The organism is Streptomyces sp. HNM0575, from assembly GCF_012726265.1.
Lineage (GTDB): Bacteria > Actinomycetota > Actinomycetes > Streptomycetales > Streptomycetaceae > Streptomyces.
On the sequence record NZ_JAASAG010000007.1, the window covers coordinates 305,962 to 328,191 of the forward strand.

The 22,230-nt window shown below is 70.6% G+C and carries 15 protein-coding genes; 13 read left to right on the forward strand and 2 right to left on the reverse strand.

The annotated features are described in order from the left end of the window. Positions 1–396: 396 nt before the first annotated feature. Complete coding sequence (locus HCC61_RS18795) at positions 397–1,371, forward strand: TerC family protein (RefSeq protein WP_169136741.1); 975 nt, start codon at positions 397–399, stop codon at positions 1,369–1,371. Positions 1,372–1,561: 190 nt separating this feature from the next. Here the strand turns inward: HCC61_RS18795 and HCC61_RS18800 are convergent, their stop codons facing one another. Further along, entirely contained in the window at positions 1,562–4,987 is a 3,426-nt protein-coding gene (locus HCC61_RS18800) for a phosphodiester glycosidase family protein (protein ID WP_206322658.1), read from the reverse strand. 473 nt (positions 4,988–5,460) lie between these two features. Beyond that, entirely contained in the window at positions 5,461–8,421 is a 2,961-nt protein-coding gene (gene uvrA, locus HCC61_RS18805; protein ID WP_169136743.1) for an excinuclease ABC subunit UvrA, read from the reverse strand. Between the two features lie 243 nt (positions 8,422–8,664). On the opposite strand from uvrA, the gene HCC61_RS18810 reads away from it, so the two are divergent. The 12 genes from HCC61_RS18810 (at position 8,665) to pgi (ending at position 22,021) form a co-directional block, all read left to right on the forward strand. Beyond that, positions 8,665–9,396 (forward strand): maleylpyruvate isomerase family mycothiol-dependent enzyme, encoded by a 732-nt coding sequence (locus tag HCC61_RS18810; protein ID WP_169136745.1) that lies wholly within the window; start codon positions 8,665–8,667, stop codon positions 9,394–9,396. 73 nt (positions 9,397–9,469) lie between these two features. After that, positions 9,470–10,126, forward strand: coding sequence for an MBL fold metallo-hydrolase (locus HCC61_RS18815; RefSeq protein ID WP_169136747.1), 657 nt, complete (start codon positions 9,470–9,472; stop codon positions 10,124–10,126). 126 nt (positions 10,127–10,252) lie between these two features. Further along, positions 10,253–12,343 carry an excinuclease ABC subunit UvrC gene (gene uvrC, locus HCC61_RS18820; RefSeq protein ID WP_169136749.1) on the forward strand — a complete coding sequence of 697 codons (2,091 nt, stop codon included), beginning with the start codon at positions 10,253–10,255 and terminating at the stop codon, positions 12,341–12,343. A 24-nt stretch (positions 12,344–12,367) separates the two neighbouring features. Further along, entirely contained in the window at positions 12,368–13,489 is a 1,122-nt protein-coding gene (gene rapZ, locus HCC61_RS18825; protein ID WP_240969095.1) for an RNase adapter RapZ, read from the forward strand. Between the two features lie 65 nt (positions 13,490–13,554). After that, positions 13,555–14,607 carry a uridine diphosphate-N-acetylglucosamine-binding protein YvcK gene (gene yvcK, locus HCC61_RS18830; RefSeq protein ID WP_169136751.1) on the forward strand — a complete coding sequence of 351 codons (1,053 nt, stop codon included), beginning with the start codon at positions 13,555–13,557 and terminating at the stop codon, positions 14,605–14,607. Beyond that, the gene (whiA, locus tag HCC61_RS18835) at positions 14,598–15,575 is read left to right on the forward strand and encodes a DNA-binding protein WhiA (protein ID WP_169136753.1); all 978 of its coding nucleotides are present in this window, start codon (positions 14,598–14,600) and stop codon (positions 15,573–15,575) included. The genes yvcK and whiA overlap by 10 nt, the downstream gene beginning before the upstream one ends. Positions 15,576–15,846: 271 nt before the next feature. Then, positions 15,847–16,851 (forward strand): type I glyceraldehyde-3-phosphate dehydrogenase, encoded by a 1,005-nt coding sequence (gap, locus tag HCC61_RS18840; RefSeq protein WP_169136755.1) that lies wholly within the window; start codon positions 15,847–15,849, stop codon positions 16,849–16,851. A 149-nt stretch (positions 16,852–17,000) separates the two neighbouring features. Further along, the gene (locus HCC61_RS18845) at positions 17,001–18,233 is read left to right on the forward strand and encodes a phosphoglycerate kinase (protein ID WP_169136757.1); all 1,233 of its coding nucleotides are present in this window, start codon (positions 17,001–17,003) and stop codon (positions 18,231–18,233) included. A gap of 121 nt (positions 18,234–18,354) precedes the next feature. Then, a complete protein-coding gene (gene tpiA / locus HCC61_RS18850) occupies positions 18,355–19,131 on the forward strand; it encodes a triose-phosphate isomerase (RefSeq protein ID WP_169136759.1) in 777 nt (258 codons plus the stop codon). A 238-nt stretch (positions 19,132–19,369) separates the two neighbouring features. Next, entirely contained in the window at positions 19,370–19,600 is a 231-nt protein-coding gene (gene secG, locus HCC61_RS18855) for a preprotein translocase subunit SecG (protein ID WP_206322660.1), read from the forward strand. Between the two features lie 278 nt (positions 19,601–19,878). Beyond that, positions 19,879–20,214, forward strand: a complete 336-nt coding sequence (locus HCC61_RS18860) for an RNA polymerase-binding protein RbpA (RefSeq protein WP_169136763.1) — start codon at positions 19,879–19,881, stop codon at positions 20,212–20,214. Between the two features lie 157 nt (positions 20,215–20,371). Continuing rightward, positions 20,372–22,021, forward strand: a complete 1,650-nt coding sequence (pgi, locus tag HCC61_RS18865; protein ID WP_169136765.1) for a glucose-6-phosphate isomerase — start codon at positions 20,372–20,374, stop codon at positions 22,019–22,021. Positions 22,022–22,230 lie beyond the last annotated feature (209 nt).

The window sequence follows — 22,230 nt, forward strand, 5'->3', positions numbered from 1 at the left end:
CGGAGGGCGTACACCGCGTGACCGGCACTCGGCCGGTACGGGGCCGGGCCGGTGCGCAACCCGTTTCCCGACCGCGCCCTGCCGTGCTCCCGCCCGCCTTCCCGGCCCCCGGCCCTGGCTTACCGACCCCTGTCCCGCCCTCTCGGCCGTCCTCGCCGGCCGGCCCCTGAACCGCTCCTGAACCCCCTCCCGAACAGGTACTCTTTGCGTTTCTTTGGCATTGCTTTACGCTTCTTTGAGCGGAGGGGAGTACTCCCGGCTTCCCAAGCGGCGTGCCCGTCAGTACGGACCGGATCCGACCGGTCCCGGGGCGCCGGCCCGGATGTCGACGCCGACGGCGCGCCGGGTGGAGGAGACCTCCGGCCGATGTGAGCACGCGAGCCGGAGGTTACGTACATGGACGTCTCCCTGACCCTCTGGGGACTGACGATCGTCGGTCTCTGCGCCCTGATCGCCGTCGACTTCTTCATCGGCGGCCGCAAGCCGCACGAGGTCTCGCTCAAGGAGGCCGGGGTGTGGACCGGCGTCTGGATCGTCCTGGCGGCGCTCTTCGGAGTGGGCCTGTGGCTCTTCGGCACGGCCGAGGCTTCCGGCGAGTTCTTCGCCGGGTATCTCACGGAGAAGTCGCTCAGCGTCGACAACCTCTTCGTCTTCGTCCTCATCATGGCGAAGTTCGCGGTGCCGGCGGCCTATCAGCAGCGGGTGCTGATGGTGGGCGTCCTGATCGCGCTCGTGCTGCGCGCGGTCTTCATCGCCGCGGGCGCCGCGATGATCTCGGCCTTCTCCTGGGTCTTCTTCATCTTCGGCGCGTTCCTCGTCTGGACAGCCTGGAAGCTCATCCAGGAGGCCCGCGCGGGCCACGAGCAGGACGAGTACGAGGAGAACCGCTTCCTGAAGACGGTCGAGCGCCGCTTCCCCTCCACCGAGGGGTATCAGGGCACGAAGCTCTTCGTCGTCGAGAACGGCAGGCGGCTGATGACGCCGATGCTGATCGTGATGCTGGCGATCGGCTCGACGGACGTCCTGTTCGCGCTGGACTCCATCCCGGCCATCTTCGGCCTCACCCAGGACCCGTACATCGTCTTCACCGCCAACGCCTTCGCCCTGATGGGGCTCCGGCAGCTGTACTTCCTCATCGGCGGTCTGCTGAAGAAGCTGGTGCACCTGTCCTACGGGCTGTCGGTCATCCTCGGCTTCATCGGCGTCAAGCTCGTGCTCCACGCGCTGCACGAGACGGGTGTGCATGTGCCGGAGATCAGCATTCCGGTGTCGCTGGGCGTCATCTGCGCGGTCCTCGTCGTCACGACGGTCACGAGCCTCGCTGTCACGCGCCGGGACGAGAGGCGGGACGAGAAGAAGGCGGGAGTCTGAGAAGGCGGGAGTCTGAGCGGTCCGGAGCCACCGGCCGGAACGGATCCCGGCCGGAGTCATGACCTTGCCGGGCTCCCGAAACCGGGGCACCCGGCACCGGGCTCCCGGTCAGGCGGCAGGGCCCCGGACGCCGGACCCCCGGCGGCGGCCGGAGTCCCGGACGGCGAACGCCCGGGACTCCGCGAGGAGTTCAGCGCAGGATTCTCACCTGCCTCTCCGTGCGCTCACCGTTGACGTCCACCGCCAGCGTCACGACCCCGGGCCGGTACGCCGTGAGGCTCCCGGTCCGCGGGTCGTACGAAGCCGCACAGCGCGTCCGCACATCGTCGGCGGCGGTTGCACGGCCGCCCTTGACGCACAGGTTCCCGGATCCGGACCAGTCCGCGCTGAGCGGCCAGCCCACCGGCACCTTCCGTGCCGTATCGCCGCTGCCCTGCACCACGGTGGCCGCTGCCCGTGCGGATCCGCCCACCCGCAGCTCGTCGGGGGCGTCCATCGTGAGGCCGTCGACATGCGCCCTGGTCTGCGCGGCGATCCAGTCCCGCCCGTGGCCGCCAACGCCACCGCCGCTCCCGCCGCTGCCACCGGAACCCCCGGGCCGGTCCGTCCGGTCGACGCCGAGCAGCGACCAGCCGGTGAAGCCCCCGCTGCCGGGCGGCGCCGCGGGCGCCTTACCGGAGTTGCCGTTCACCAGGTAGGGGACCCCGTCGACACGGGACGCGTCGAACACGCCCACGTGCGATCCCACGAAGGCCGCGCCCTTCCCCGTACGGGCACGGAACCGGCCCAGCCAGTGCTCCAGCAGATCGGCCTCCATCCTGTCCGTGAGCTCGCTCGCGTGCTGCCCCGTCGGATCGCGCGGCGGCACATGCTGGACGACCACCACTGACGAGACGGACGGATCGCCGGCCGCCTCGTCCAACTGCCGCCGCAGCTCCTGGAGTTGGGCGTATCCGCCGCCGCGTACCGTCAGCGACGAGGTGTCGAGGGTGACGAAGCGCGTGCCCTTGTGGTCGAACGTGCGCTGCGCCGGGCCGAATTCGGCCGTGAAGTCGGCGATGCTGCCGCCCATCACTTCGTGATTGCCCGGCACGTAGTACCAGTCGACCGCGTCACCCAGCTCCTCCTCCAGCACCCGCCGAGCGAAGCGGAGATCCTCCTTCGACCCCTCGTCGACCAGGTCGCCGTTGACGACGACGAAGTCGGGTCTCGCGGCGCGGATCTCCCGCAGGGTGCGCCGCGCCTGCTGCACGACGGGACTTCCGGGATCGCGCGCCACGAACTGCGCATCCGAGATCACCGCGAAGCGCCAGTCGCGCCCGGCGACGTCGGCAGCGGTCGAGATCAGCGGATCGTGCGGGCGTGTGGCCTCCGGCAGATCGACGTCGGGCGGTACGCGCGCGGTCAGCTCGTCCAGCACGACCTCGCCGGTGTACTGCTCGCCGGGTCTGGTCTCGGCGAGATAGAAGCGGTGCAGCCGGAGCGGGTATGTGACCGTCTCCGGTACGTCGAAGGTGACCTGCTGCCAGCCCGGCTCGGTGAGATGCTCGCCGCGCAGCACCTGGTCGGTTCCGGCGCCGTCCTTCAGATGGAGCGACGGCCACGCGCCCTTGCCGTCGCTCTTGATCCACATCGTGAAGCTCAACGGCTGCCCAGGCACGGGCACTTCCTGCGGCGGGGTGGCGTACGCGGCGCGCGTGGCCGTGGACCGGCCGAAGTCGTACGTCATCCTCAGCCCCATGCCCTCGCGGCCGTCCGGGTCGGGCGCCAGGGAACCCTCGGCACGTGCCGCGCTGAACTTCCATTCGGCGGCGTCGTCGAAGCCGGCGGTCTTCTCGTCGTGCAGCCCTACGGTGACGGCGAGCTTCGACTTGTGCCCCTGCACGTCGACGGTGACGATGCCGGACGCCGACTCCTGCCCGTCCCGCGCCTTCACGGTGAAGCCGCCACGGGCGTCGTCCGGCGAGACGGAGAAGAGCGAACGGTCGTACTCCAGGCGGCAGTCGGCGGGATCCACCGGCGCGCTGGTGCCCTGCGAGTCGAAGCCGACGATGCCGAACGAGCCCTCGGCGGCCCCGTCCGCGAGCCCCACCCGCTCCCGGGTCGGCCGTATGCGCGAAAGCCCGCCCACGACCGACAGCCGTGTGGAGCCGTGCGCCCTGCCCCGGTGTGCGGACACCCTCGTGGAGCCGGCGTGACGTGCGCGGAAGACACCGCGCCCGTCGACCGTGCCCACGCCGGGACGGGAGGCCGACCACTGCGGGCCGCCGCCCCCGGCGGGACCGTAGGACTCGTCGTAGCCGGCGGCCGTCAACTTCCGTGTCAGGCCCGGGAAGACGCGTTCCGGATGGCCGACGGGCATGTTGTCCGCGGTGGGGGCGGACGCCGGGTCGGCGGCCGGCTCCACCCAGTAGTCCTTCAGCTTTCCGCTGCCCTTCGGGGCGGTCAGCGCAAGCCCGTTGGGCACCTCGCGCTCCTCGCCGTCGGAGGGGGAGTTCTCCAACTGGGGGCGCTTCGCTCCCGGTTCGCGTACGAGCAGGGTGGACGAGCCGCCGCCGTCCAGGTTGAGCGCGTTGTACGCGCCCAAGTCCTTCATCATCCGGGCGAGTTCGGTGAGCGTGACGCCGTCGGACGCGGCCTGCCGCCCGTCGACCGACATCACGTGCATCGTCGTGCCGTCCTTGGAGAAGCCGACCGCCGTTCGCGGCGCGGTCTCGTTGTTGGGCCTGCCCTCCCAGTTCTGCGCCTTGCCGTCGACGACCAGCAGGCCACGGCCGCCGACCGCCGTCCGCGGCACGGCGCTGCCGTCGTCCGTACGCATGTGGTACTCCAGCGACACGCGGTCGCCGGCCTTCAGCCCGTCGAGGGCCTTCGCGCCGGAGTCGCGCCCGACCAGCACGGTGGTGCCGTCGGATATGGGGCCGCTGCCCGGCTCGTCCAGTACCCGGGTGACCCGGCCGTGCCGCAGCCGCACCTCGGTGGATTCGGGGTCGTCGTCGGTGGTGAGGTCCCGATCGGCCTTACCCCAGCGGGAGTTGTACGCACCGATGCCGTCCACGGGCACGTTGGCCGCGTTGTAGGCGGTCAGGGGCTGCTTGCCGGAGGGGAGGGTGAGGGTGCCGTCGAAGTAGAGCCCGAGTATGCGGCCCGCCGCGTCGGGTCCGAAGCCGAGCGACTCGCTGTTGCCGGCGGCCGGTGAGTGCGTGAGGTGGCCGTCGCGCACGCCGGGGCCGAGCGGTGCCCCCGTCTCGTCGATGTCGAAGAAGTCGGCGTTGATGGCCGCGACGGTACGGCGGCCCTTGCCCGGGTCGTACGAGTCGACCTGCTCGCTCAGGGGCTCGCGGGTGGACACCTCTCCGCTGGAGAGGTATTCGGCGCGGGTGCCTCCGTCCTTGCTGCTGCCGTCGCCGGTACTACCTGAACTGCCGTCGCGCATCTTGCTGTTGTCGTCGCCGCCGTCTCCGCGGCTGCTTTCGCTACTGCTTCCGCTGCCGCTTCCGCCGCCGAGTCTCACGCTGAGGGCGTCCGCCCGGAGCCACTTGTCGGACTCCAGCCGCTGGAAGGACGTCAGCCGGGCGCCCGGTGCGACGGGGCGGCTGGTGCGGGACAGCTCCATGCCGTCGCCGTCCGGTATCCCGGCGGGCAGGGCGGCCCCTGCCGTCGGACGGGCTGTGTGCTGTGGGGCGCTGATCCGTGTCGTCGTCGCTGCTGTCGATGAGGGTGCCTGAAAGGCCGCCAGAAACGAAAAAGCGGTCACTGCGGTGAGCAACGACCGGGCGAGGACTCTTCTGCGTACGTTTACTCGTATCACAACATCCCCTATGAACACGGCTGTTGCGTACGCGATTTGCGCACAGCGCCGCAAAGCGTCTCAGCGCATGCCGGGACGCACCAGATGTCCGAAGAGAATTCGAAGAGAACGATGCCCTTCAACTCCAGGGCCACCGCGTTCAGTTGGGCGGGGGAAAAACCGGGCCGGGGCCGGGGCCGGGCGGCGGCGTGACGGAAGCCGTACCGGCACCCACCGCCAGGAGCCCAAAGCCGGGAAGGGACCCACCGCCAAGGAGGGCCCCACCGCCAGGACTTCGCCTACCGCTTGGCCTTCGGCGCCCGCTTCCGCGCGTTCCCCCCGGACGAACTCCCCTTGCGCGCGGCCTTCCTGGCGCCGGCGGCCGTCGGCGGTGCGTCGCTCACGCGGTCCCCGAGCACATCGCGCAGGAACTTCCCCGTGTGGCTCGCGGGAACCGCCGCCACCTGCTCCGGGGAGCCCTCGGCGACGATCAGGCCGCCCGCGTAACCACCCTCGGGACCCATGTCGACGACCCAGTCCGCGGTCTTGATGACGTCCAGGTTGTGCTCGATGACGATCACCGTGTTGCCCTTGTCGACCAGGCCGTCCAGCACCGAGATCAGCTTGCGGATGTCCTCGAAGTGCAGCCCCGTCGTGGGCTCGTCGAGCACGTACACGGTCCGTCCCGTGGAGCGCTTCTGGAGCTCGCTCGCCAGCTTCACGCGCTGTGCCTCGCCGCCCGACAGGGTCGGTGCGGGCTGCCCGAGCCGTACGTAACCCAGCCCCACGTCGTTCAGCGTCCGCAGGTGGCGGGCGATCGCGGGCACCGCCTCGAAGAACTCCGTCGCCTGCTCGATGGGCATCTCCAGCACCTCGGAGATGTTCTTGCCCTTGTAGTGGACCTCCAGCGTCTCGCGGTTGTAGCGCGCGCCGTGGCAGACCTCGCAGGGCACGAACACGTCCGGAAGGAAGTTCATCTCGATCTTGATGGTGCCGTCGCCGGAGCAGTTCTCGCACCGGCCGCCCTTGACGTTGAAGGAGAAGCGCCCCGGCAGGTAGCCGCGCACCTTCGCCTCCGTCGTCTCCGCGAAGAGCCTGCGCACATGGTCGAAGACCCCTGTGTACGTCGCGGGGTTGGAGCGCGGCGTACGGCCGATCGGCGACTGGTCGACGTGCACGACCTTGTCCACCAGGTCGTCGCCGTCGACGCGGGTGTGGCGCCCGGGCACCGACTTGGCGTTGTTCAGCTCCCGCGCGAGGTGGGTGTAGAGGATGTCGTTGACGAGCGTGGACTTGCCCGACCCCGATACGCCCGTCACCGCCGTGAGCACGCCGAGCGGGAAGGAGGCGTCGATGTCGCGGAGATTGTTCTCGCGGGCGCCGCGCACCGTCAGCTGCCGCTCCGGATCGGCGGGCCTGCGTGCCTGCGGCAGCGGGATGCTCTTCCGGCCCGCCAGATAGTCGCCGGTCACCGAATCCGCCGTCTCCAGCAGCTCCTTCATGGTGCCGCTGTGCACGACCTCACCGCCGTGCTCGCCCGCGCCCGGGCCGATGTCCACGACCCAGTCGGACGCCTTGATGGTGTCCTCGTCGTGCTCGACGACAATCAGCGTGTTGCCCAGGTCCCGCAGCCGCACCAGCGTCTCGATCAGCCGGTGGTTGTCGCGCTGGTGCAGCCCGATCGACGGCTCGTCCAGCACGTACAGCACACCCACGAGGCCTGAGCCGATCTGGGTGGCCAGCCGGATGCGCTGCGCCTCGCCGCCCGAGAGCGTCCCGGCGGCGCGGTTGAGCGTGAGGTAGTCCAGGCCGACGTCGACGAGGAAGCGCAGCCGCTCGTTGACCTCCTTCAGGACCCGCTCGGCGATCTTCCGGTCCCGGTCGCTGAGCGTCATCTCCCGCAGGAAGTCGGCGCATTCGCTGATCGACATCGCCGAGATCTCGGCGATCGACTTCCCCTGCATCGTCACCGCGAGCACGATCGGCTTCAGCCGCGTGCCCTCACACGTGGGGCACGGCACCTCGCGCATGTACCCCTCGAAGCGCTCCCGGCTGCTGTCGGTCTCCGCCTCCTGGTGCCGGCGCTTGACGAACGGCACGACGCCCTCGAAGGCCGTGGTGTAGGCCCGCTCCCGCCCGTAGCGGTTGCGGTAGCGCACCTCGATCTGCGTCTTGTGCCCGTGCAGCAGCGCCTTCTTGGCCCGCTGCGGCAGCCCCGCCCAGGGGATGTCCGTACGGAAGCCGAGGGCGTCGGCGAGCGCGCCGATGAGGCGGCCGAAGTAGTCGCGGGTGTGCCCGTGCGACCACGGGTGCAGCGCGCCCTCGTCGAGTGACTTCTCCTCGTCGGGGACGATCAGCTCCGGATCGACCTCCATGCGGGTGCCGATGCCGGTGCAGTCCGGGCAGGCGCCGAAGGGGGAGTTGAAGGAGAAGGTGCGCGGCTCCAGCTCCTCGAACGACAGGTCGTCGTACGGGCAGTAGAGGTGCTCGGAGAACATCCGCTCGCGCTGCGGGTCGTCCTCGTCCAGGTCGACGAAGTCGAGGATCACCATGCCGCCGGAGAGCCCGAGCGCCGTCTCGACCGAGTCCGTCAGCCGCCGCTTGGCGCTCTCCTTGACGGTGAGCCGGTCCACGACGACCTCGATCGTGTGCTTCTCCTGCTTCTTCAGCTTCGGCGGCTCGGACAGCTGGATCGTCTGCCCGTCGACGCGCGCGCGGCTGTAGCCCTTGGTCTGAAGCTCGTTGAAGAGGTCGACGTACTCGCCCTTGCGCTCGCGCACCAGCGGCGAGAGCACCTGGAAACGGCTGCCCGGCTCCAGGCCCAGCACCCGGTCGACGATCGCCTGCGGCGACTGCCGGGCGATGGGCCGCCCGCACTCGGGGCAGTGCGGCTTGCCGATGCGGGCGAAGAGCAGCCGGAGGTAGTCGTAGACCTCGGTGATCGTGCCGACCGTCGAGCGCGGATTGCGCGAGGTCGACTTCTGGTCGATGGAGACGGCGGGGGACAGGCCCTCGATGAAGTCCACATCGGGCTTGTCCATCTGGCCGAGGAACTGCCGGGCGTACGCGGACAACGACTCCACGTAGCGCCGCTGCCCCTCGGCGAAGATCGTGTCGAAGGCGAGCGAGGACTTGCCGGAGCCCGACAGGCCGGTGAAGACGATGAGCGAGTCGCGCGGGAGGTCGACCGAGACATTCCGGAGATTGTGCTCGCGAGCGCCACGGACGAGAAGACGGTCAGAGGCCACGCCGGTTGGCACCTTTCGTGTGAGAAGCAGGGTGCCCCGACTGCGCAGGAGCCCCCCGCTCAAGACTAGAGGCGGTGCCGCCCGAGTGTGCCCCGGACCGTATCGGTACCGCCCTCAGAGCTTATAGCACGTGCATTCGATTTTGAGCCTCCCCCGCCGATTTCGGCCTCGGGCCCGGTGGTCGTCACCGGCACCCGTTTCCGGAGGCTTGCGCCGTCTTCCACCCGGACGAGTGCCGGGACTAGCTTGGGGATCATGACGCAGTCAGCGAACCCCGCCCCTTCCGCCCCGGACCCCGCCGCCGACGCCGCCTCGCTGCGCGGAGCCACCGACCGGCTGCTCGCCGCCGTCGAGCAGCTCGACGACGCCACCGCGTCCAAGCCCTCGCTGCTGCCCGGCTGGACCCGCGGCCATGTGCTGGCCCACCTCGCCCGCAACGCCGACGCGCTGATCAACGTCTTCGCCGGGCGCCCCATGTACGCCGGCGCCGAGGGCCGCGACGCCGACATCGAGCGGGACGCCCACCGGGAGGTGGCCGAGCACCTCGTCGACGTACGCGAGAGTGCTGCACGCCTCGACGGCGCCTTCGCCGCGCAGCGCGACTCCGACTGGGAACGCACCGTGGAACTGCGTAACGGCGTGACGGACCGCGCGTATTCCCTGCCGTTCCGCCGCTGGATCGAGGTCGAGCTGCACCACGTCGACCTCGGCGTCGGCTACGCCATGGACGATCTCCCCGCCGCCTTCATCGAGCGCCAACTGGCCAACATGGCACGGCGGTTCGCCGGCCACCCCGGCCTCGGCGTGCCGGTGGAGCTGCGCACGGAGGACGGCGTCACCTGGCGTACGGGCGCTGCCGAGGACGGCGCGGAGAAGACCGTGGTCGTGGCGGGGAGTCCCACCGCGCTGGTCGCGTGGCTGACCGGGCGCAGCACGGGCACGGGCCTGTCCGCGCGCGATCCGCTCCCGGACCTGCCCGCGCTGTGACGCGGCGGACGGGCGCGGGATGACGCGACGCGGCTCTGGCGTACACCGGCGGCGGGCCCCCTAGGCTGTCCCCATGGCTTACACCGGAGAGGTGCAGGTCGGGGGACCTGCCGACGTACACGAGCTGACCGACCTGATGATCTCCAAGGTCGCCGTCGGCTCCATGAACAACAACGCCTACCTGCTGCGCTGCCGCAGGACCGGCGAACAGCTTCTGATCGACGCCGCCGCCGAGCCCGGGACGCTGCTCGAACTCATCGGCACGGACGGCGTCTCGTCCGTCGTCACCACCCACCGGCACGGCGACCACTGGCAGGCGCTCGCGCCCGTCGTCGAGGCGACGAGCGCCCGCACGTACGCGGGCCGCTTCGACGCCGAGGGCATCCCCGTCGCCACGGACGTGCCCGTCGAGGACGGCGACACGGTTCGCGTCGGCGAGATCGTCCTGACGGCCCGCCACCTGGTGGGCCACACACCGGGCTCGATCTCCCTCGTCTACGACGACCCGCACGGGCATCCCCATCTGTTCACCGGCGACTGCCTGTTCCCCGGCGGCGTCGGCAACACCCATGACGATCCTGAGGCGTTCGCCTCCCTCCTGAACGACGTGGAGACCAAGCTCTTCGCCCAACTCCCCGACGAGACCTGGGTGTACCCGGGCCACGGCGGCGACACGACCCTCGGCGCGGAGCGCCCGCACCTGGCGGAGTGGCGCGAGCGCGGCTGGTGACGCCCCGGGCTCACGGGGCGGTGGCGGCGGCGGTGGCGGTGGTCCCCTTCGCCGCAGGCCGGACGGCGTTCCGGCCGCGGCGGGCGAGGGGACGGCCTGTCAGCGCACGGACGTAGGCTGTGCGGCATGGCAGACCCCTCCAGCTACCGCCCCGACCCGGGTGAGATCCCCGACTCGCCGGGGGTCTACCGGTTCCGCGACGAGCACCGCCGGGTCATCTACGTGGGCAAGGCCAAGAGCCTCCGCCAGCGGCTCGCGAACTACTTCCAGGACCCGGCCGGTCTCCATGTGCGCACCCGCACCATGGTCACCACGGCCGCCTCCGTGGAGTGGACGGTGGTCTCCACGGAGGTGGAGGCGCTTCAGCTGGAGTACTCCTGGATCAAGGAGTTCGACCCCCGGTTCAACGTCAAGTACCGCGACGACAAGAGCTATCCGTCCCTCGCCGTCACCCTCAACGAGGAGTATCCGCGGGTCCAGGTGATGCGCGGCCCGAAGAAGAAGGGCGTGCGCTACTTCGGTCCGTACGCACATGCCTGGGCGATCCGCGAGACCGTCGACCTGATGCTGCGTGCGTTTCCCGTACGGACGTGCTCCGCGGGGGTGTTCAAGCGTTCCGCGCAGATCGGCCGGCCCTGCCTGCTGGGGTACATCGGCAAGTGCTCGGCGCCCTGTGTCGGCCGCGTCACGGCGGAGGAGCACCGTGAACTCGCGGAGGAGTTCTGCGACTTCGTCGCCGGCCACACCGGCTCGTATCTGCGCCGCCTGGAGCGGGAGATGACGCAGGCCTCCGAGGACATGGAGTACGAGAGGGCGGCGCGGCTGCGCGACGACATGGACGCCCTGAAGCGCGCCATGGAGAAGAGCGCCGTCGTCCTCACCGACGCCACCGACGCCGACCTGATCGCCGTCGCCGAGGACGAGCTGGAGGCGGCCGTCCAGATCTTCCACGTCCGCGGCGGCCGGGTGCGCGGCCAGCGCGGCTGGGTCACCGACAAGGTCGAGGAGATCGCCACGCCCCAGCTGGTCGAGCACGCGCTCCAGCAGCTCTACGGAGAGGAGAGCGGCGAGGCCGTGCCCAAGGAGGTGCTGGTTCCAGCTCTCCCCGATCCGCCGGAGCCGGCCGCCCAGTGGCTCGGGGGCCGCCGCGGCAGCGCCGTCAGCCTCCGCGTGCCGCAGCGCGGCGACAAGCGCGCCCTGATGGAGACCGTCGACCGCAACGCAAGACAGGCCCTCACCCTGCACAAGACCAAGCGCGCCTCGGACCTCACGACGCGCTCGCGCGCCCTGGAGGAGATCGCCGAGAGCCTCGGCCTGGACTCGGCGCCGCTGCGCATCGAGTGCTTCGACATCTCCCACTTCCAAGGCGACGACGTGGTCGCGTCGATGGTCGTCTTCGAGGACGGCCTCGCCCGCAAGAGCGAGTACCGGCGCTTCCAGATCAAGTCCTTCGCCGGGCAGGACGACGTGCGCTCGATGCACGAGGTCATCAGCCGCCGCTTCCGCCGGTATCTCCAGGAGAAGCGCCGTACGGGGGAGTGGGGCGGCCAGGGCGAGGAGCTCGCCGAAGGAGAGGGCCCGGAGCCCGCGGAAGGTCTGGGGGCGGGGTTCTCGGAGGACGCCGGTGAAGGGCCCGCGGAGGCGGGGGCCGCCGCCGGGTCACCGGCTTCCGGTGAAGGACCTGCCGGCGCCTCCGTGCGCGACGAGGACGGCAGGCCGAAGAAGTTCGCGTACCCGCCGCAGCTCATCGTCGTGGACGGCGGCCGGCCGCAGGTCGCCGCGGCGCGCAGCGCCATGGACGAGCTGGGCATCGACGACGTCGCCGTATGCGGGCTGGCCAAGCGCCTCGAAGAGGTCTGGCTTCCCGAGGACGAGGACCCCGTCGTCCTGCCCCGTACGAGCGAGGGCCTCTATCTCCTCCAGCGGGTGCGGGACGAGGCGCACCGCTTCGCGATCAGGTATCAGCGCAGCAAACGCTCCAAGGCGCTGAAGGCGAGCCCGCTCGACGACGTCCCCGGCCTCGGAGCGTCCCGAAAGCAGGCGCTGCTGAAGCACTTCGGCTCGCTCAAGCGACTCCGCGCGGCGACCGTCGAGGAGATCTGCGAAGTGCCGGGCGTGGGCCGCAAGACGGCGGAGGCCGTCGCTGCGGCGCTTGTCACGAAGTCCTCCGGACCGGCCGTGAACACGGCGACCGGTGAGATCGTTGAAGAAGAGTGAGTCACGAGGACGGGGGCGGAGAACATGAGCAGCAGGCAGCGTGAGGAACGCGGGGACGGACAGCGGCGTGCGCAGGAGGGGCAGGCGGCCCCCGGACGCCCGTCGGCCGGCCCCGCGGGGGATCCGGCTCGGGCACAGCCGGGAGAGCCGGGAGAGCCGGCACAGGCGGCTGACCCTTCGCAGACGGTACGGGCGGCTCAGCCGGTGCAGCCCGGCACGGGCACGGGCACTGGTGCCGGCCCGGACACGGACGCGCCCGCGGTCACCGACGCGGCGGGCGAGCCGGTGATCCCCGAGCTCGTGATCATCTCCGGCATGTCCGGCGCCGGGCGCAGCACCGCCGCCAAGTGCCTCGAAGACCTCGGCTGGTTCGTGGTCGACAACCTCCCGCCGGAGCTGATCCCCACCATGGTCGACCTCGGCGCGCGCTCGCAGGGCAACGTCGCGCGCATCGCAGTCGTCGTGGACGTACGCGGCCGCAGCTTCTTCGACAACCTCAGGGAGTCCCTCGCCGACCTCTCCCAGCGCCAGGTCAAGCGCCGCATCGTCTATCTGGAGGCGAGCGACGAGGCCCTGGTGCGCCGCTTCGAGTCGGTGCGCCGCCCGCACCCGCTCCAGGGCGACGGGCGCATCGTCGACGGCATCGAGGCCGAGCGGGACCTGCTGCGGGAGCTGCGCGGCGACGCCGACCTCGTCATCGACACCTCGGGGCTCAACGTCCACGAGCTGCGGGCCAAGCTCGACGCCCGCTTCGCGGGGGACGAGGAGCCCGAACTCCGCGCCACCGTGATGTCTTTCGGTTACAAGTACGGGCTCCCGGTTGACGCCGATCTCGTCGCCGACTGCCGCTTCCTGCCCAACCCCCACTGGGTCCCGGAGCTCCGCCCGTACACCGGCATGAACGAGGAGGTCTCCGGCTACGTCTTCGACCAGCCGGGCGCCAAGGAGTTCCTGGACCGCTACGCCGAGCTGCTCCAGCTGATCGCCGCCGGCTACCGCAGGGAGGGCAAGCGCTATGTCACCGTCGCGGTCGGCTGTACGGGCGGCAAGCACCGCAGCGTCGCCGTCTCGGAGAAGCTGGCCCGCAGGCTGAGCGGAGCCGGCGTCGAGACCGTGGTGGTGCACCGCGACATGGGACGCGAATAAGGGACTGAAGGGCTCCGAGGGACTGACTGTGGACGGACTGCGGACTGTGGACGTGAGAAACGCGCATGCCTCGTAGGACCATCCGGCTGCGGCGCCCTGTCGGCACACGCACGGCACGGCGCGGCGCCCAGCCGAAGGTGGTGGCGCTCGGCGGCGGCGCGGGCCTGTCCGCCTCTCTCACGGCGCTGCGCCGCATCACCGGCGACCTCACCGCCGTCGTCACCGTCGCCGACGACGGCGGTTCCAGCGGCCGCCTCCGCGACGAGCTGGGCGTACTGCCGCCGGGAGACCTGCGCAAGGCGCTCGCCGCCCTCTGCGGCGACGACGACTGGGGCCGCACCTGGGCCGAGGTCGTCCAGCACCGCTTCGTCAGCCGCGGCGACCTCCACGACCACGCGGTCGGCAATCTGCTGATCGTCGCGCTGTGGGAGCAGCTCGGCGACCACGTGCAGGCACTCGATCTGGTGGGCAAGCTGCTCGGGGCCCACGGCAGGGTGCTGCCGATGTCCGCCGTCCCCCTGGAGCTCCAGGCGCTGGTACGAGGCCACGACCCTGAGCGCCCCGACGAGGTCACGACCGTGCGCGGCCAGGCGACGGTCGCGCTGACCAGGGGCGAGGTGCAGCAGGTGCATCTCGTGCCGCACGACCCGCCCGCCGTGAGCGAGGCGGTCAGGGCCGTGCTGGACGCGGACTGGGTCGTGCTCGGCCCCGGCTCCTGGTTCTCCTCCGTCATCCCGCATCTCCTCGTCCCCGGGCTGCTGGACGCCCTGACGCAGACCAAGGCCCGCAAGGTGCTCTCGCTGAACCTCGCGCCACAGCCGGGTGAAACAGAAGGCTTCTCCCCGCAGCGTCATTTGGAGGTTTTGGCCCGACACGCCCCTAAACTCGCCTTCGACGTGGTGCTGGCCGACGAGGACGCCGTCCCCGACCAGGATTCCCTGTGTCAGGCCGCCGAGCGGCTCGGAGCGACGGCTCAGCTGTCACCGGTCGCAGCGACCGGAGGCGCGTCCCGGGGCGAAGGGCCCGGGGGAGGCGCAGCCAGGCACGATCCGGAGCTGCTGGCCGCCGCGTACGACCGTATTTTTCGGATGCATGGAAGGATCGGCCCATGGCGATGACGGCTGCGGTGAAGGACGAGATCTCCCGGCTCCCCGTCACCCGGACCTGCTGCCGGAAGTCCGAGGTCTCGTCGATCCTGCGGTTCGCGGGCGGCCTGCACCTGGTGAGCGGGCGGATCGTGATCGAGGCGGAGCTCGACACGGGGATCGCGGCCCGCCGGCTGCGCAAGGACGTACTGGAGATCTTCGGGCACAGCTCCGACCTGGTGGTGATGGCACCGGGCGGGCTGCGCCGCGGCAGCCGCTATGTCGTACGGGTCGTGGCGGGCGGTGATCAACTGGCCCGTCAGACGGGCCTGGTCGACAGCCGCGGACGACCCATCCGCGGCCTTCCGCCGCAGGTGGTCTCGGGGGCCACCTGCGACGCGGAGTCCGCCTGGCGCGGCGCGTTCCTCGCGCACGGCTCGCTGACCGAGCCGGGCCGCAGCTCCTCGCTGGAGGTCACGTGCCCTGGCCCGGAGGCGGCGCTGGCGCTGGTCGGCGCGGCCCGCAGGCTCCAGATCGCGGCGAAGGCGCGAGAGGTGCGCGGCGTGGACCGCGTCGTCGTCCGTGACGGTGACGCGATCGGCGCGCTGCTGACGCGGCTCGGCGCCCACGAGTCGGTGCTGGCGTGGGAGGAGCGCCGGATGCGCCGCGAGGTGCGGGCCACCGCCAACCGCCTCGCCAACTTCGACGACGCCAACCTGCGCCGCTCGGCGCGCGCGGCGGTCGCGGCGGGCGCACGCGTGCAGCGCGCGCTGGAGATCCTCGCGGAGGACGTGCCCGACCACCTCGCCGCCGCCGGGCGTCTGCGGATGGACCACAAGCAGGCGTCGCTGGAGGAGCTGGGCGCACTGGCCGATCCGCCGCTGACGAAGGACGCCGTCGCCGGACGCATCCGCAGGCTGCTGGCGATGGCCGACAAGCGCGCCCAGGACCTGGGGATCCCGGGTACGGAGACCAGCCTCACGGAGGAGATGGTCGGCTGACGGCGCGGAAGGCCGCGACCGACCAAACCGACCACGACCGACCGCGGCCGGGCCGCACTGTCAGTGGGCGGTCCGGAAGGCTCCGGGCCGCACCACGGGCCGTGACCTGAGGCCCGACGGCGCGGCGTTCCGCGGCCCGCCCGCCCCCGCTGCGCCCCGGGTGGCCGATGTCACCGTAACGAGTGGGGCGCGGTAGGGTCGGAAGCGGTCGGGGACATCCCATACAGCTTTGCCGGTGTCCGTACCGGCGTACCAACGAGGAGATCGGTTCGTGACGATCCGCGTAGGCATCAACGGCTTCGGCCGCATCGGTCGCAACTACTTCCGCGCACTGCTCGAGCAGGGGGCGGACATCGAGATCGTCGGTGTCAACGACCTGACCGACAACGCGACCCTGGTTCACCTGCTGAAGTACGACAGCATCCTGGGACGCCTCAAGCAGGAGGTCGGCCACACCGACGACACGATCACGGTGGGCAGCCAGACCTTCAAGACGATGGCTGAGAAGGACCCGGCCCAGCTGCCCTGGGGCGAGCTCGGCGCCGACATCGTCGTGGAGTCCACCGGCATCTTCACCAAGCGCGAGGACGCGGCCAAGCACCTGGCCGCGGGAGCGAAGAAGGTCCTCATCTCGGCTCCGGCCAAGGAGGAGGACATCACCGTCGTCATGGGTGTCAACGAGGATGCCTACGACCCGGCGAAGCACGACGTCATCTCCAACGCCTCCTGTACCACCAACTGCGTGGCGCCGATGGCGAAGGTCGCCGACGAGAACTTCGGCATCGTCAAGGGCATGATGACGACCGTCCACGCCTACACCAACGACCAGCGCATCCTGGACTTCCCGCACAAGGACCTGCGCCGGGCCCGCGCCGCCGCGGAGAACATCATCCCGACGTCGACGGGCGCCGCGAAGGCCACCGCTCTCGTGCTCCCGCACCTCAAGGGCAAGCTGGACGGCATCGCCATGCGGGTGCCGGTGCCCACGGGCTCGGTGACCGACCTGGTCCTGGAGCTGGACCGCGAGGCGAGCAAGGACGAGGTCAACGCCGCATTCCAGAAGGCCGCCGAGGGCCAGCTGAAGGGCATCCTGGAGTACACCGAGGACCCGATCGTCTCCTCGGACATCGTCAACTGGCCCGCGTCCTGCACCTTCGACTCGTCGCTGACGATGGTCCAGGGCAAGCAGGTCAAGATCGTCGGCTGGTACGACAACGAGTGGGGCTACTCCAACCGTCTCGTCGACCTCACCACCTTCGTCGGCGACAAGCTCTGAGCACTCCACGGCGTAGAAGCTGAGCAGCGCCGAGAGATGGCATACGTGGCAGGGCTCGCAGGGCGCTATGAGGCGCCCGGCGAGCCCTGACGCATGAGGACAGCACGAGGGCACCGAGGGCCTGAACTCCAAGGAGAGCACCAGCAAGCATGAAGACGATCGACGAACTCATCGCCCAAGGAGTGGGCGGCAAGCGGGTCTTCGTCCGCGCCGACCTCAACGTCCCGCTCGACGGGGACGCATCCGCAGCGGAACGGAACATCACCGACGACGGCCGCATCCGGGCCGCGGTACCCACCATCCGCAAGCTGGCCGAGAACGGCGCCCGTGTCGTCGTCGCCTCGCACCTGGGCAGGCCCAAGGGGGCGCCGGACCCGCAGTTCTCCCTGGCACCCGTCGCCAAGCGGCTCGGTGAACTCCTCGGCCTGGACGTCACGTTCGCCACCGACACCGTCGGCGACAGCGCGAAGTCCGCGGTGGAGGCGACCGGGGAGGGCGGCGTCACGCTCCTGGAGAACCTGCGCTTCAACCCCGGCGAGACCAGCAAGGACGACGCCGAGCGCGCCGCCTTCGCCGATGAACTCGCCGCGCTGGCCGACCTCTACGTCGGCGACGGCTTCGGTGCCGTGCACCGCAAGCACGCCTCCGTCTACGACCTTCCGGCTCGTCTGCCGCACGCCGCGGGCGGACTCATCGCCACCGAGGTCGGTGTGCTGAAGAAGCTCACGGAGGACGTGAAGCGCCCGTACGCCGTGGTGCTCGGCGGCGCGAAGGTCTCCGACAAGCTGGGCGTCATCGAGCACCTGCTCCAGAAGGCCGACCGGATCCTCATCGGCGGCGGCATGGCGTACACCTTCCTCAAGGCGCAGGGGCACGAGGTCGGCGGCTCGCTGCTCCAGGAGGACCAGATCCCCGCGGTCAAGGGCTATCTGGAGCAGGCGGAGAAGCTGGGCGTGGAGTTCGTGCTGCCCGTGGACGTGCTGGCCGCCGAGAGCTTCCCCGACCTGAAGACCAAGGCGCCGGCCGACCCGGCGGCGGTCCCCGTGAGCGCCATCCCCGCCGGTCTCATGGGCCTGGACATCGGCCCGGAGACCCGCAAGCTCTACGCCTCGAAGCTCGCCGACGCCGCGACCGTCTTCTGGAACGGCCCGATGGGCGTCTTCGAGCACCCCGACTACGCCGAGGGCACCCGGGCCGTCGCCCAGGGGCTGCTCGACAGCGGCTCCTTCAACGTCGTCGGCGGTGGCGACAGCGCCGCCGCCGTCCGCCTGCTCGGCTTCGACGAGAACGCATTCGGCCACATCTCGACGGGCGGCGGCGCCAGCCTCGAATACCTCGAAGGCAAGACGCTGCCCGGCCTCGCCGCACTGGAGGACTCGTGAGCGACGCGCGTGCGGCCCGCTCAGCCGCAGGCGGCTCTCTGCCCGCACCTCTGCTCCCCCTACCTTCGGTGGGCGGTACCCCCAGCAGAGGCGGAGAAGCGAACAATGGAGGACTGACCCCGTGACCAACCGCACCCCGCTGATGGCGGGCAACTGGAAGATGAACCTCAACCACCTCGAGGCCATCGCCCACGTCCAGAAGCTCGCCTTCGCCCTCACGGACAAGGATCTGGCGGCCGTCGAGGTCGCGGTCCTGCCGCCCTTCACCGATCTGCGCTCCGTGCAGACCCTCGTCGACGGCGACAAGCTGAAGATCAAGTACGGCGCACAGGACATCTCCGCGCACGCGTCCGGCGCGTACACCGGCGAGGTCTCCGGGCCGATGCTGTCGAAGCTCAACTGCTCGTACGTGGCGATCGGCCACTCCGAGCGCCGCCAGTACCACGCCGAGGACGAGCCGCTGGTCAACGCCAAGGTCAAGGCGGCCTTCCAGTACGACCTGACGCCGATCCTGTGCGTAGGCGAGGAGCTTCCGGTGCGCGAGGAGGGCAACCACGTCGCGCACACCCTCGCCCAGGTCGACGGTGCGCTGAAGGACGTACCGGCCGAGCAGGCGGCCACCCTCGTGATCGCATACGAGCCGGTGTGGGCCATCGGCACCGGCAAGACCTGCGGCGCCGAGGACGCCCAGGAGGTCTGCGGCGCCATCCGCGCCCGCCTCGCCGAGCTGTACGGGCAGGACGTCGCCGACGAGGTCCGCATCCAGTACGGCGGCTCGGTGAAGTCGGGCAACGTCGCGCAGATCATGGCGCAGCCCGACATCGACGGCGCCCTGGTGGGCGGCGCCTCGCTGGACGCGGACGAGTTCGTCAAGATCGTGCGCTTCCGGGACCAGTGACCGGGCGCGGCCACGCGGTCAGTGGCACGAGTACGGCGCACGACGGGTACGGCCCGCACGACCGGTACGGCGCCCGTACGGTCCGTACACGAGCAGTGGCGGGTAGCCCGAAAGGGCAGGCGTATGACGCCGGGCAGTGACCCGTCGTACGCTGTCGGGGGCCGGGCCCGAGTCCGGCCCCCGCACAGCACATGTGAAGTCTTCCGCGAAGTCCGAGAGAGTTGGTCCAGCCGTGATCATGGGGTTCTCTATCGCCCTCATCGTCTTCAGTTTCCTGCTGGGGCTGCTGGTTCTGATGCACAAGGGGAAGGGCGGCGGCCTCTCCGACATGTTCGGCGGCGGCATGCAGTCGTCCGTCGGCGGCTCCTCGGTCGCCGAGCGCAACCTGGACCGGCTGACCGTCGTGGTCGGACTGATCTGGTTCGCGATCATCGTGGTGCTCGGGCTGCTGACGAAGCTCCAGGCCTGACGCCCGCGGAGCGGAGCCGAGCCGGCTGAGGGGCGGGACCCGGTCCTGCCCCTCGTACGTCGTTCCGGGCTCCCGGCCTGCGCCCCGTCGGCGGGAGCGTCTCCGGCCTTGCAAGGGCAGCCGCAAGTCACCGTACGCGGCCTATCATGAGGCTCGCGTCCGGAGCCGACGCAGTAACTCCGGTCACTGGACGCGCGTTGGGCCCTACGTACACTAGGGCGCCCGCGACGGACTCATCGTCGATGTTCCGCGGCACCGCGAGGCAGGGAGTTACGACCGTGGCAAGTGGCAACGCGATCCGGGGCAGCCGGGTCGGGGCGGGGCCTATGGGAGAGGCCGAGCGGGGCGATTCCGCGCCGCGCCTTCGGATCTCCTTCTGGTGTTCCAACGGACACGAGACGCAGCCCAGCTTCGCCAGCGACGCGCAGATCCCGGAGACCTGGGACTGCCCCCGCTGTGGCTTCCCGGCCGGGACGGACGAGGACAATCCGCCGGACCCGCCGCGCACCGAGCCGTACAAGACCCACCTCGCCTACGTGCGCGAGCGGCGCAGCGACGAGGACGGCGAGGCCATCCTGGCGGAGGCCCTCGCCAAGCTCCGCGGCGAGATCTGAGCGGGACGGGCCGCTCGTCGTGGGACGACGGAGGCGGCCCTCCGTGCTGTCACGGGTGCCTGATGCGCGGGCGCGCATGCGGTGCGCGCGGCCCGGTCGCCGGTCAATTAGGTTGGTGCGCGGCGTATTCAGCACGAGGAGAAGGTGACGACCGCCGATGAACGCAGCCCGCCGCACCCGGCTCGATCAGCTGCCCGAGTGGCACGCGCTGGCCAAGCACCGTGAGGAGTTCGGCGACACGCATCTGCGCACGCTCTTCGCCGACGACGCCGGCCGTGCCGAGCGGTTCGGCGTAGAGGTGGGCGACCTGTATGTCGACTACTCCAAGCAGCTCGTGACCGACGAGACGCTGCGGCTGCTGCGCGAACTGGCCGCCGCGGCCGGGGTGGTGGAGCTGCGGGACGCCATGTTCGCCGGCGAGAAGATCAACGTCACCGAGGACAGGGCCGTGCTGCACACCGCGCTGCGTACGCCTGCCGCGTCCCGTGTCCGGGCCGACGGGGAGGACGTCGTACCGAAGGTGCACTCGGTGCTGGCGAAGATGGCGCTCTTCGCCCACAAGGTGCGCGAGGGCGAGTGGAAGGGCCACACCGGCAAGCGCATCCGCAACGTCGTCAACATCGGCATCGGCGGATCCGACCTCGGCCCGAAGATGGCCTACGAGGCGCTGCGCCCGTACACCCAGCGCGACATGGACTTCCGCTTCGTCTCGAACGTGGACGGCGCCGACCTGCATGAGGCGGTGCGCGACCTGGACCCCGCCGAGACGCTGTTCATCGTCGCGTCCAAGACGTTCACCACCATCGAGACCATCACCAACGCGACCGCCGCCCGGCAGTGGCTGCTCGAAGGCATGAGCGGCGAACAGGGCGCGGTAGCAAAGCACTTCGTCGCGGTCTCGACGAACGCGGAGAAGGTCTCCGAGTTCGGCATCGACACGGAGAACATGTTCGAGTTCTGGGACTGGGTCGGCGGGCGCTACTCGTACGACTCGGCGATCGGGCTCTCCCTGATGGTCGCGATCGGCGCGGACGCCTTCGGCGAGATGCTCGCGGGCTTCCACCTCGTCGACGAGCACTTCCGTACGGCGGCTCCCGAGGCCAACGCCCCGATGCTGATGGGACTTCTGGGCGTCTGGTACGGCGACTTCTTCGACGCGCAGTCCCACGCCGTGCTGCCCTACAGCCACTACTTCTCCCAGTTCACCGCCTATCTCCAGCAGTTGGACATGGAGTCGAACGGCAAGTCCACCGACCGGGAGGGGCGCCGCGTCGACTGGCAGACGGGCCCCGTCGTCTGGGGCACCCCCGGCACCAACGGGCAGCACGCCTACTACCAACTGCTGCACCAGGGCACCAAGATGGTCCCCGCCGACCTGATCGGCATCGCACGCCCGGCCCCCGGCCTGGGTGAACTCGCCGGGCAGCACGACCTGTTGATGGCGAACCTCTTCGCGCAGGGCCAGGCGCTGGCCTTCGGCAAGACCGCCGACGAGGTACGCGCCGAGGGCGTCGCCGAGGAGCAGGTGCCGCACCGCACGTTCCCCGGCAACCGCCCGACGACCACGATCCTCGCCGAGGAGCTGACCCCGTCCGTGCTGGGACAGCTCGTCGCGCTCTACGAGCACAAGGTCTTCGTCCAGGGCGCCGTCTGGGACATCGACAGCTTCGACCAGTGGGGCGTCGAGCTGGGCAAGGTCCTCGCCAAGCGGCTCGAACCGGCCCTGACGAGCGGCGCCGGGACCGAGGGTCTGGACGCCTCGACGTCGTCACTCGTCGGCCGCTACCGGAGGCTTCGCGGCCGCTGACCGTCCGCCGCACCGGACTTCGCGCTCCCGGGCACCGGACTTCGCGGTCCGGCGCCCGGGCTGCTGCTTGAACGGGGCTCGGAGGGATCTCGGACCGGGGGCTCGGACGGAGCGCGGAAGAGCCGGGCAAGGACGTTGGCGGCGGCTCCGGGACGCCGTTGTGCCGGGGTGCGGATTCGTACGCCACGCCGGGGCGTGCACGGCTTCCC